Origin of the sequence: Niastella vici (genome assembly GCF_002077945.1) — a bacterium.
GTDB lineage: Bacteria > Bacteroidota > Bacteroidia > Chitinophagales > Chitinophagaceae > Niastella > Niastella vici.
Genome location: NZ_LVYD01000058.1, coordinates 353810 through 366413, shown reverse-complemented (window position 1 = coordinate 366413; position 12604 = coordinate 353810). Strand labels below are relative to the sequence as shown.

Below are 12604 nucleotides of genomic sequence, written 5' to 3'. Positions count from 1 at the left end.
TTGGGTGAATGGAAAAGCAGTCATAGGCGACATGTTTTAAAAGGCTACCCAAACGCCTGCCGGGGATGCTCGAATCATTCCCGGCTTTTTGTTTAAGTAGCTTTATTGTAACAGCATTGCTGCTGATTTTTGATTATCTCAATCCATCTGATTCAACTTTTTCGATATTTCCTTAACCATAAATGTGATTATTTATAGTAACACTATTAATTTCTTCCCTTCTATTCTGAAGTTGACACCAATCTTACCAAACCCTTTGAGCACTTGTGCCAGTCTCAGATCCCGTTTCATTTCACCACTCAGCCGTATATCGGGTACCCCATGTTCATAAACAACCTGTACATCATACCATCGCGATAGCTGGTTGAGAACCTGTGAAAGAGGTGTTCGGTCAAACTGAAAAGAACCATTTTTCCAGGCCATCACCATTTCAAGATCAACATTTGTATTCACAGCAATACCTTTTTTATTTCCAGGTTGCGGTGCTGAAGACACCTGGGCCTGCTGTCCGGGTTTAATTACTACCTTACCTTCGTAGCTTATCACTTTTACGCTTCCTTCCAGAAGCGTTGTTTTGATTTTACCATCATCACCATAGCTATTTATATTGAAATGAGTACCCAACACTTCTACCTGGGATTGATTATTTACATTAACCCGGAAAGGTTTGCTTTTATCTTTAGCCACTTCAAAATAAGCTTCACCAGTCAGTATGACGCTTCTTTCTTTTCCGGTAAAAGCAGTTGGATAAGTAATAGAGCTTGCTGCATTCAGCCATACTTTTGAACCGTCTGGCAGTTGCAATTGATATTGCCTTCCCTTCGGGGTAGTCATTGTATTAAATAAAACATCACCTTTAACTGCAGTAGCATCATATACCAGTTGGCCATTGCGGTTCAAAACTGTTGTTTTTCCCTGTTTGGTTATTACCCCATTACCCAGGCTATCGAGCATTACCTGTTCGCCATTTCCGAGAGTAAGTACAGCACCATTATGACCAGCCAATGCATCATTGCTTAATTGCTGGTTACTGTTTACTACCGTTTTACCGGGTTGAGCGTTTTTCGCAGACCAGAGGTAAGCAACAACAGCCAGTATTAGCAAAACAGAAGCAGCGGCAACCCACCACCTGCTATTGATCAGCAGACGCACCAAAGGTTTTTTGTTTTTATTATCAGTAGCCTCTTCCGCCAGGGTTTTATCTATATTAATGATCCGGTTAAAAGCAGCATCAGTAAGTGATTTTTCTTCGAACACCGGATAACCTGCGCTTGCATCTGCCATGGTTGCTATGGCTTGCAGCACAGCAGCATCGTTGGTATTCTCTACTGCCATAAAGAACTCATTTTGCTCTTCAGAAGTGAGAATACCTTGTTTGTAGCGCTCAAACAAATAGATAAAACGTTGTTGTTCCATAGTCTATTAATAAAGAAGCAGCAAACAGTAAAACGTAATACTCTACATGCAGCTTTTTTTAAAAAAAAATATAAATAAGGTAAGGAAGGGTTAACAGGGTGTATCCGGCAGCCGCTAATCCATCCCGGATTTCCTTAAGAGCTACTGCCAGCACATTGCGTACCGTACCTCCCGAAAGACCAAGGCTTTCGGCGATTTCTGCCGGCTTTTTTCCTTCGTCGCGACTCATTCTGAAGATACGACGCCGCTTAGGGGGCATTTGTTTTATAGTTTTTTGGACAATGTGATGGATCTCATTCAGATGAACAAGATCAAAGGGTGTTGGTAAAGCAGCATTCTCTATTTGAGGTATCTGATCGATTTTTTTTCGTTGATTGACTTGTCGGCGTATATAATCGAGGCAAACGCGGGCATTGACAGTAAATACCCAGGCACGGGGATTCTCTACTTTACTGATGGTATCGCGGCTAAGCCAAATCCGCATAAAAGTTTCCTGCAGTATATCATCGGCGTCGGTCCCTGAGCGGGTAAAGCTGAGAGCAAAACTGCGCAATTGGGGTCGGTACCGGTTATAGAACTGGTAAAAAGCTCCTTCATCCCCAGCGGCGATACCTTCAAATAATTCTATATCATTATGGTTAGAGGTTATTGCCACCAAACATTTATCTTAATTTGAAATCATAAATGTATGAAATTGTTAATGCAAGTTATCAAATGTTTCAGGCATACACAGAAATGAAGAAGGGCAATAAAGGGTTATTATGGATAAAGAAGCAGGCAGAACAAAATAAACGTGCAGGCTTTGTAATCAATGTGTCTTACATGTGCATAGAACTAAAAATTCAACCAGCTATCGCATCAGAAAAAAATGAAGCAACCCTTTTCAGGATTGCTTCTCTAATCGAACGGTCACAAGAGAGAATATGCTACTCAGTGTAATTTTACCAGATCTTTTAAAAAACATTCCGAAGAAGAATCCATCTTTATTGCTCCGGCAATAATACAAATCGCATATAGTTTTCACCCCGCAGGTATTTCATTGCTGCGTCCTTCAGGCTTTCAGTAGTAATTTCTTTCCATTGTTTATCACTAAATATATCTTCGAGCAGCTCTTCTGTTCCATGCTGCACTGCCCCATTGATAACAGACAACCAATATTCGTTGGTCCTGAGTGAACGAGGCCTTACTACTTTAGCCTGAGCTTTTATTTTATCAATGTCATCTTGTAAAGGGCCTTCAAGTTTTATCTTGTTGATCTCGGAAAAAGTAGTGAGTATTAGCAACTCTACATTTTTGGGATCGCAGATAAAACTTATATCGAAAGCATATTCCCCGGTTGGCACACTTCTTAAAGAAGCATTTATGTTGACGCTATAGATTCCACCTATATCTTCCCTGAGTCGTTGTATCAGTCGAAGCCGCAATATATTGGTCAGCACATTTAACTTGAAGTTGGTTACAGCATCAGGGGTATATTTTCCACTCAGCATCAATACTACTTTAGCCTGTGGCTCTTTGCCTTTAAATACTTTCCGGGACTGTGTTCCCTGGGGAATATCCTGTTTTATATCCTTTGCTTTTTCAATGCGACCCCTGGAAGGTAATGAACCAAGGTATTTTTCAAGCAGCGGCTTTATTTCTTCCACTTTAAAATTGCCAACAAACACAAATGTAAAATCGCCGGCATCGCCAAATCTATCTTTATAAAGCGCCATTACCTTATCCAGTTGAATGTTATCAATTTCTGCCGGCGTCACTCTTTGACTGCGAAAATGATATCCTGAACTTACACTCGTAATGGTATCAGAAAACACATTATCTGGTAAATTCCTGGAATTTTCATAACCGGCCTTTAACTGTTCTTTGAGTAAATTAAAACTAACCGGGTCCCTTCCGGGATTGGTAAAGTATAAATACTGGAGTTGTAAAGCTGTTTCCAGGTCCTTTGGACTGGCGCTTCCGTTAACGCCTTCCGTATATGGCCCGATGCCCGGCGTGACATTCATTTTTTTCCCTGCCAGCATTCTTTGTAAAGCCAGTGTGTTAAAACTGCCCACGCCACTACCGGCTATAACCGATGAAGCCAGGCTAATAGCATGAAAGTCGCTGTCGCTTACCAGTGAAGAACCTCCGGGGCTGGTTCCTATCCAAAGGATCTCGTCGTTTCTAAAATCAGTTGGTTTCAGCAGCACCCGAATTCCATTACTCAACAAGATTTCTGTAATGCCTGTTTTCCCATATGCCTTTTTTTCACTTGTTATTTTGCCGGGTACCGGTTGTGTAATCATTAATGTATTACCAACGGGTTTATCTACATAAGCAGTCATAGTATCTTTCTCCACTTCGCGCATCCATTGAAGCAGCAAATCCTCCGCAGGAATAGATGCTTTATCTTTGTCATTGGCTGTAATGAGTATATCTCTATTGGTATCTTTAAAGCACCTAATAAACAGATTACTTAGATCATTGACGGTAATAGCACCAATATTCTTTTTATAAAAATCATACATATATTCAATTGTGGGAATAGCCGTTCCCTTCAGGAAATGCTGCACATATTGATTTACATATTGCTCGGATGTGAGTTTGTCTCTTTCCTTATATAAGGATTCGTACCGGCTCAAAAAATTTATTTTGGCGATTTCGAGCTCTGAGGGCAAAAAACCAAACCTTTTTATCCTTTCTGCTTCAATCCATAGTGCTTTGAATGCCTTCTCCATTTCGCCCGGCTTTGGCTGCACGCTGAAGTTTAATGCTTCCAGGTTACCTATTAAACCACTGAGATTACAATTTATAGTCTGAAATGGTGCATTTTCCAGACGGGCAAGTTCAGTAAAGCGGGCATTTAAAATCCCGTTGAAGAGGAAACGCAACATAGATTCCCTGAGATCAGCTTCCGTTTTCATTTCAGCTGCCTGGTGCTTTATGGAAATATTAATGCTGGTTGCAGGAGTTTCAGCATCTGTTACCGAAAGGAACTGGTTTTTATTCAACAAAGGAACCGTGTATTCTGTACGTTCAGGAGCAGAAGATGGATTTTTCAGGTCGGAAAATTTGGCAACAATCATTTTCTCTATTTCCTTTACATCGATATCACCAGTAACAATTAAAGCCTGCAAGTTGGGCCGGTACCAGCTGATGTAAAACTTCCGCAGTAATTCATGATTGAAATTTTTAAGCACATCTTCTGTCCCAATAGGTAACCGATTAACATACCGGGAATCATTTCCTATCACCGGAAATGTTTTTTCCTGTATTCGCTGGGAAGCGCCGAGACGTTGCCGTTTTTCTTCCAGTACTACCCCCCGTTCCTTGTCTATTTCCTTATCATCCAAAGTTACATCCTGCGCCCAATCCCGGAGGATCTGAATGGTGTTCCTGAGCACTTCTTTATTTTCTACAGGTACAGGCAACTTATAGATCGTTTCATCAAAACCGGTGGAGGCATTAATATCAGCACCAAACCGCACGCCTGATTTTTCAAGGTAATTGATCAGTTCATTTTGAGGAAAATGTTTTGTTCCGTTAAAAGCCATATGTTCTAAAAAGTGAGCAAGCCCACGCTGATCATCCGTTTCCAATACAGAGCCCACTTTATTAACCAGGTAAAAAACAGCCCGGTTGGCAGGTTGGATATTTTTACGGATATAATAGGTGAACCCATTCGGCAACCTGCCTATTTTTACATTGGGATCAGGCGGAATAAGGGTTCCGCTATTCACTTGTCCCTTACCGCCTGTAAGTTCTATTTTACCAGATCCCGGTTGGGCAAATAAACACGGGGTAATTAATTCAACAATGAAGATGACTGCTATTTTTCTAACAGTTATCAGTAAACTGTTCTTGAACATTTAATTTTAATTTTAACTTTTAAACTCAACCAGTTCCATTCGGGCTACTGGTCACTTATGAAAACTCAACCATACATGGCTGTAGTTTTTCCAACATAAGCAGAATGCATAAACAAACCACATCCCCCAGTTTTTAAATTTACACACAGTAAAAGTTATTGCACCTTCAACGCATAGATCATGGTTTTAAAATTAGATGCAACGGTGCATCCTTCAGCGTTCGTAATAGTATAGGCGAGCATATAATTTTGTGTACTACTCATTTTGTCAGGATATACTGTAATGGGTAAAACAGCCTCTTGTGATCCCGCAGGTATGGTAAGTTGCAGGTTGGGATGCTGGTAAGCACTATCAGGCAATAAAACATAAAGTTGACTGCCACCGCCGGGGCCACCAGGTCCACCAGGACCACCTGGCCTGGGTCCGCCAGGCCCACCGGGCCCGCCGCTATTAGCCCATGTATTATTATATTCGGTTACCAATGCGGTATCTATCCGGAAAGTTATTTTCAAATCTGTATTTAGAGGACCCTGAAATGAAATCTTTGCATATAAATTCAATTTTGCGGAAGATGATGCAGCATCAAATACACTATCTTCTGCAGGCAAAGAAGATACAGGCCAATTTGAATTGGGAATAATTGCAACGGGTTCAATGCCTGAATAACCCGGTACTATATCATTTTTCAGGCAACCACTGCACATACTAACAAATAGCAGTATTGAAAAAATTGGTTTCATTATTGAACATTTTTAAAGAATTCAAATATTTAAGTCCCATTACAGGCTATGGCATCCACCAAATCTTACTGGTAAAAATATTGATCACCCCCTGTGCATTCACATTATCCCGGTTTGCCGTATATTCAGTTTCAGGGTAAGGCATGCGTATTGGCATCGTTCTTGAAGTACGCCCCGGGTCAAAGGATAATGGAATATTGGGATAAGCTCCATTGCGCCGGTAATCTGTGTATATCTCAAAAGGTTCAATACCATTAAAGGCCAAATATTTTTGAAACATCAGCACTTTGTACTTATCAGGTGCAGCACTCCAACTTACATTTTGATTACCCACCGTTACCTGTTCGCCATACCATGTATTAAACACAGCATCGGATAATGATGGCATGTTGCTATTGCCTCCTACATTCAACCAGCGAAAAGATTCTTTTACCGCATTTTTATATGCCTCTTCCGCATTGCCAGCTAACCAACCTCTTTGAATAGCTTCGGCCTGCAGAAATAAACTTTCAACACTTGTTATTACCCAGGCATCCATATCATACCCTTTTATAATACCTGTTGAGGCAGGGGTTTTGGGACCATGTGCCGTAACACCACCTACCTGTGATACAAAATTTGATGACTGGAAACGATATTGCAATGGCGATACCGGTAACCCAAACCGGTTGCCACGGAAATTATCAGGTGACGGCTGAGTAAAAGGTTCAGGACTACCGGGAGGCATGGTGAAAACAGTCGGGCTGTAAAAAAATCCTAATCGCGGATCATTATTTTCTTTGAGAAAATTCATAGCAGTTGTATTGGCCGAAGAAATCTCCCAGGTATATACGCCAATCTCTAAGTCCACGTTAGGAAAAATGTAATACCTGCAATGAGTTCCATAAAAAGGATTTGGCTTTAACTCTTGAAAGCCGGGATTCACAGCTGCATCTTCACCGGTATTTAAGAAACCGGAACCTTCGGCCTTTATTTTTGCTATCTCTGCCAGGATATAAGCAGCCCTGTCTGGCCTGTTGGCCTGGTGTACCAGCAACCGGAGTTTCAGTGTGTTTGCAAATTTTATCCACCCATTTTTATTACCATGAAACATGATATCAGCGTGGGTAATATTCACATTTCTATCTACCTGCGCCCCTTTGATCAGCACAATACCCGAATCCAGGTTCCTTATCTGGTCTTCATAAATGAATTTCGCATCGTCATACCGCGGTCGTCTGATGGATCGATCAAAAGCTTCTGTATAAGGCACGTTATTAAAGACATCTACGCACCTGCTCCAGGCTAACGCCTTTAAAATTTTGGCTATCCCAACATAAAACGTCTGGTTGCTTTGCGACGCTTTTTCCTCGAGATAATAAACCTCATCAGAAGGCCCCGCACCAAAAAGGCTATTTAAAATTCCATTATAAGTTTGATCCGCTGTACCAGATGATCCATAAGGCATACACCAATAGCCCATCCACGCTTCTAAAACCCGGATATCATTTTGGGAGTATCCCAATAATACCGTCGGCAGCACCAGGTCGGGCGTAGTATTGTTTTCTGTCAACTGCCTTGGATTGTAATTTACATCCAACCATCCTTTTTTACAGCCTGCATGTACGATGATAAAAGCAAAGAACAGTACAGAAAGCCGGAAATATTTATAAATCTTCCTCATGACAATTCTTTTTATTTTCTAACAGAAATAAGTATCCTTAAAAACTGATATTGGTAATAAATCCACACAATACAGTGCCTGGTAACCTGCCAACTTCAGAATAGGCACCTGAAAGATTGCTCTGGATAGTTTGGTAAGGTCTGTCTCCCGGTCCCCTTATCAATAATGGATCACCGGAGATATTTGATTTCGGATAAAAAGAAAACGGGTCCCTTATATAAAAATTAAAGCCTACTTTTTTCGCCCATTTTGATTTGAATGGAATCTCATAACTTATAGCAATCTCCCTGATCTTCCAAAAATCGGCGCTATTCAAAAAATGGATATTGGCTTGCGCAACAAGGGCATAAAACTCCTGCCCGGCAGAGCTTACCAAAACATCTGTATTTTCTGTATAATGTCCGCTTCCGTTATCAACTACAGAATTAGGAAACACAAAACGCTGCCGTCCGTTTAAAGTCGTTAACGGATGCAATCCATTTTTTATCATATTCTGCTGCTGGGCGGCAAAAACCTGATTGCCGCCGCGGTATTCCGCTAATGCGGTCAGGGTAAATTTTTTCCATGAAAAATTAAAATTAACAGCTGCTGTATATTTAGGCAGGCTTCTTCCTGTAACAACAGGATGACTGCGATCCACTGAAGGCATACCAGTTACCCGGTCCACGATCACTCGTCCCGAAGGATCTCTTAGCCAGTCAAATACTTCATATTCATACGCGGAATGCCCCGTTCTTGCAGTCATAGCAGCGCCTGGCATACCTGCGGTTTCCGTAGCCTGTAGCCTTCCATCATATACCGGAGATAGCTCCAGCACTTTGTTATTATTGAAAGAAAAACGTCCCTCGGCGGTAAAACTCATACTATTGGGCAATTTGAATACAGGATTCAACTTCAGATCAAATTCCCAACCGAAGTTGGCAAACTTGCCGGCATTGTCAATAGTCGGTGCCGTACTCAGCCAGCCATTATTTACCTTGAGAATAAGGCCATTATTCTGCTGACGATAATAGGCAACGTCGAAAACGATACGATCCTTTAATAAACTGAAATTGCCGCCATATTCCAGGGAGATTATTTTTTCAGGTTTGAGCATGGGATTGGGGTAACCTCCGCGCAAAAGATTATAACTTAACAAGCTATTGTAGGGGAACGGTGCTGTTAATGTAAACAATCTTTCCGCCTGGTAAGGTTCAATATTCATATTGGCTGTACGTGTTACTGAGGCTCTTATACGGGCGGAGGTCAACCAATTTATTTTTGACAATGAAGGAATCACTTCTGTCAGCACCACTGACGTATTTGCGCCATAATAGAAATTCTTGTTCCTGGCAATTTTTGCCAGTTTTGAATCCCAATCGTTTCTTCCAGTGATTTCCAGGAATATCCGGTCCTTATAACCAATGGTACCGGTACCAAAAAGAGAATAAAATCGGGAAAGAACAGCCCTCTCTTCCACACCCGGGGGTAAACTATTGAAATCAAGATTAAATACAGGGGCAGCCAGGCTGAGCGCAGCAGCTCTAATAGATTTGGTATAATTTTCCCTGATTGTAGCACCAGTGCTGGTTCTTATCAACAAATTGCCGGTATTGTGGAGTGTGGACACGAGAAAATCCGAATTAAGTGCAGTAGTACTAACCATCTTTTCTTTCACCGATGCCAACCAGTCTTTTCTTCTGAAACCGCCTCCAAACATTTTAGCAAAATCAGAAAAATTGATTGGGGCGGCTGTTTCTTTTTCGTAATAACCGGAATAATTGATACCAGGGCGTGCTATCAGTGTGAGCCAATTATTAGGCTTGACCGTGAATGTAAGATTACCAAATAATGCGTTCTCTGTTGTCTTAGCCCTAACTCTGTCAATATTGGCATAGGGATTTTCTCCATTCATAGGATAATGATTCTGATCGGACCAATGATCATTTACGTAATCTTTATAATGAGTAATACGAATATGAGCTGGTAGCGACAGCACCGTTGATTGTGGTGCCCCATAATTTCCATTTGTACGGGTATAAGCTATATTCGTTCTTACATTCAACTTCCCTACCTGCCGGGCTGTATTAAGAAGAATACTTGCCCGGTTCTGCACATCTTTTGGTATCAGCCCTGATTGGTTGGCATAATTCAAACCCAGGTAAAAATCGGATTTGCTATCTGCCTGAGTAATGGAAAGACTGTTTTGAACTTGCTTTGCCACACTAAAAAAATGAAAACGATCTTTGGTGTAGCTATAAGGCACTCTTTGTATGTCTCCATTTTCATCCTCAAATCCTATGGGCACCAGTTGTCCGTTATAAGCCGGCCCCCACCCGTTAAAGCCCATCGGGTCATAGACACCATTTCCAAATTGATCCACACCACCGGTACCTGATCCAAACTGAGTCTGAAAAGTCACGTAACGGAAATCTAATTTCTGAAAAGAAGTATGGTTCCTGAAATTAATAGAGGGAGAGCCTTTGTTGCCTTTTTTAGTGGTGATGATGATAACGCCATTCACACCTTCCGGACCATATAATGCTGTTCCATTAGCTCCTTTTAATACGGTAACATCTTCAATGTCTACAGGATTGATATTATTTACAAAGTCCATTACCAGGCTTGCAGATACCTGGTCAGAGCCAAAAGAAAGAGGAGCACCATTCAGAATGAATAAGGGAAGATTGTTGGTGCTCTCACTAATGGAACGTATGCCTCTCAGCAACACTCTCATCTGGGGATTCATACCAGAACTTTGCTGGGAAATATTTAACCCCGAAACTCTTCCGGTCAACCCCATTAATAAGTTACCGGGATTGGCGCGGTTGATGTCCTCCCCACTTACTTTTACAGCTGAATAGCCTAACTCTTTGGTACTTTTTTCAATACCATATGCTGTAACTATCACCTCCTTTTCTTCTTTAACTTTTGTTTTTACACTGATTTCAAGGTTAATTTTTCCATCCACTTTTATTTCGCGCGTTTCTAAATTTACACCGGTTATTACCAGAACGGCATTTTCATTTACCCCTTTTAATACAAACTCACCTTTGGTATTACTGGTTACAGATATATCTGTGCCTTTTATGGTAACAGTAGCTATTACAGGCTCCCCTTTTTCATTACTGATTATCCCTTTAATATCTATAAATAATGAACGATTTGAAATTGCATGATCTGCCACTTCCTCCCTTTTTTTAACAATTACCACTTTATCTACAATGCTGTAACTTAACGGCTGGTTAGTGAAACATTTTGTCAATACTTCTTCCAGCGTCGCTTCTTTTACCTGTATGGTAACAGGCATGGCCTTATCCAGCTCATCATAGCTGAACAGAAAATTATACCCGGATTGTTTTCGGATTTCCTTAAAAACAGATTCCAATGAAGCATCCTTCACAGAAAGCGTAATGGATTGCGAAAACCCGTTGGCGCTCACCTGCAGAGCTGTGACCAATAGCAGTATAGCGGTTATTTTCATAATCCGCAGGAGTTTGGAGGCATCTCCCCCGCTCTCTCTGGCATAGCGGAAGATTGATGCCGGTTTTGATACAAAAAGAGCCTTTAAAAACATAAATTTGTTTTTAGTTTAGGTTAACGAATAAGCAGTCTAAGCGGATTGTATTATGGGGTTAACCTGAACTACCGGCCGGGAAGTGTTACCAGCACTACCGGCTTTTGTTTAGGTAAACCAAAAGGTGATATTTTATAGCATGCGATTTATATTTAAGGTATTACTGTAATAATCCTTCCTTCAATTTTAAAATGCACGTGGCCCGTCATTTCCAGCATAGACAGCAATTTCGAAACATTCACATCCCGCGGTATGGTACCCCCAAACCGGGTTGAAATTTCGTTTTCAAACTTTACATCCACATCGTACCACCGGGCAACCTGCCGCATAATGGACCGGATATCTGCTTTCTCGAAAAGGAAAATGCCATTTTTCCAGGCTATTATTTCGTCTGTGTCGACATTCGCTACATTAAGCATACAACTGCTGCAATCCTGTTGTAACCGGGCTTGCTCGCCGGGTTTAATAATAACTGCATTGTTATGCCCTGTTACTTTTACCGATCCTTCAAGCAGTGTTGTGTGTATAGCAGGCTCATCGCTGTAAGCCTGGATATTAAACTGTGTGCCCAGTGCCTGCGTTTCAACACCATTAGCTACTACCTTAAAAGGCATTGTTTTATTTTTAGCTACATGAAACCAGGCTTCACCACTAACCTGTACTTTTCTTTCGCTGCCGGTAAAAGAAACCGGATAAGTTATAAAAGAGGCTACATTCAACCACACTTCGGTGCCGTCGGCCAATACCAGTTGTACCGGCTTGCTGCCCCTGGGCACCGTAAGGGTATTATATCTTATTTCATCATGTCCATTCGTTTTATAAGCAATCTGACCGTTATTCAATTTTGTTACCGTTGCTTTACCTTCGGTAGCCATCACTCCTTTCGAAGCGCTGTCGAGGACGATCCTTGTTCCATTTGCCAGCGTAAGTACCGCTTTATTAATAACAGGTGCTATTACATCATTTTTTTGTGACCGGGTAGCTACCTGGTCTTTTTTATTTGTAAGCGGCTTTTTTGTTATCAGGTACCAGGAAGCTATACCAATAAGCAGTAAAATGGATGCAGCAGCAGCTATTCTGAATACATAGTGTTTATAAAAAGGAACAATGCTGCTTTCTGTTTGTAACCCTGCCCGTATACGCTGGTATAACTGTTCTTTAATATTGTTCAACGCATCCTGATCAACATGCGATGGCATTCCATCAGCAGCTGCATACCATTTTTCAACCCTTGCCTTTTCTTCATCGGTGGGTTTACCATATAAGTATTTATATAATAACTTACTGGCTTTGCGATACTTCATAATGGTATAGTTTGGTAAGGTTAACTGAAATGCTATTCCCTGTATCCATGCCGATCAAGGATAAAGTACCCAAA

Annotated in this window: 8 protein-coding genes; 1 reads left to right on the top strand and 7 read right to left on the bottom strand. The window is 41.2% G+C overall.

The features are described from left to right. Positions 1-192: 192 nt before the first annotated feature. Both A3860_RS25550 and A3860_RS25545 read right to left on the bottom strand, forming a co-directional pair. Positions 193-1416, bottom strand: coding sequence for a FecR family protein (locus tag A3860_RS25550; protein WP_081151442.1), 1224 nt, complete (start codon positions 1414-1416; stop codon positions 193-195). 58 nt (positions 1417-1474) lie between these two features. Then, positions 1475-2071, bottom strand: coding sequence for an RNA polymerase sigma factor (locus A3860_RS25545; protein WP_158085357.1), 597 nt, complete (start codon positions 2069-2071; stop codon positions 1475-1477). Between the two features lie 29 nt (positions 2072-2100). Between A3860_RS25545 and A3860_RS41700 the strand changes: the two genes are divergently transcribed. Beyond that, a complete protein-coding gene (locus A3860_RS41700) occupies positions 2101-2355 on the top strand; it encodes a hypothetical protein (protein WP_081151439.1) in 255 nt (84 codons plus the stop codon). 44 nt (positions 2356-2399) lie between these two features. Here A3860_RS41700 and A3860_RS25535 read toward each other — a convergent pair whose 3' ends face one another. The 5 genes from A3860_RS25535 to A3860_RS25515 all read right to left on the bottom strand — a co-directional run bounded on the left by A3860_RS25535 (position 2400) and on the right by A3860_RS25515 (position 12530). Continuing rightward, a complete protein-coding gene (locus tag A3860_RS25535) occupies positions 2400-5267 on the bottom strand; it encodes a M16 family metallopeptidase (RefSeq protein WP_081151437.1) in 2868 nt (955 codons plus the stop codon). 155 nt (positions 5268-5422) lie between these two features. Beyond that, a complete protein-coding gene (locus A3860_RS25530; RefSeq protein WP_143774257.1) occupies positions 5423-6007 on the bottom strand; it encodes a DUF1735 domain-containing protein in 585 nt (194 codons plus the stop codon). A gap of 46 nt (positions 6008-6053) precedes the next feature. Next, complete coding sequence (locus A3860_RS25525; protein ID WP_081151435.1) at positions 6054-7670, bottom strand: SusD/RagB family nutrient-binding outer membrane lipoprotein; 1617 nt, start codon at positions 7668-7670, stop codon at positions 6054-6056. A gap of 37 nt (positions 7671-7707) precedes the next feature. Then, a complete protein-coding gene (locus tag A3860_RS25520) occupies positions 7708-11133 on the bottom strand; it encodes a SusC/RagA family TonB-linked outer membrane protein (protein WP_158085356.1) in 3426 nt (1141 codons plus the stop codon). Positions 11134-11378: 245 nt separating this feature from the next. Next, positions 11379-12530 carry a FecR family protein gene (locus tag A3860_RS25515; protein WP_081151430.1) on the bottom strand — a complete coding sequence of 384 codons (1152 nt, stop codon included), beginning with the start codon at positions 12528-12530 and terminating at the stop codon, positions 11379-11381. Between the last annotated feature and the right edge of the window lie 74 nt (positions 12531-12604).

Coding starts and splice junctions, on each gene's coding strand:
- A3860_RS25550 (WP_081151442.1), bottom strand. CDS start 1,416: ATGGAACAACAACGTTTTATCTATTTGTTTGAGCGCTACAAACAAGGT.
- A3860_RS41700 (WP_081151439.1), top strand. CDS start 2,101: ATGTATGAAATTGTTAATGCAAGTTATCAAATGTTTCAGGCATACACA.
- A3860_RS25535 (WP_081151437.1), bottom strand. CDS start 5,267: ATGTTCAAGAACAGTTTACTGATAACTGTTAGAAAAATAGCAGTCATC.
- A3860_RS25530 (WP_143774257.1), bottom strand. CDS start 6,007: ATGAAACCAATTTTTTCAATACTGCTATTTGTTAGTATGTGCAGTGGT.
- A3860_RS25525 (WP_081151435.1), bottom strand. CDS start 7,670: ATGAGGAAGATTTATAAATATTTCCGGCTTTCTGTACTGTTCTTTGCT.
- A3860_RS25520 (WP_158085356.1), bottom strand. CDS start 11,133: ATGAAAATAACCGCTATACTGCTATTGGTCACAGCTCTGCAGGTGAGC.
- A3860_RS25515 (WP_081151430.1), bottom strand. CDS start 12,530: ATGAAGTATCGCAAAGCCAGTAAGTTATTATATAAATACTTATATGGT.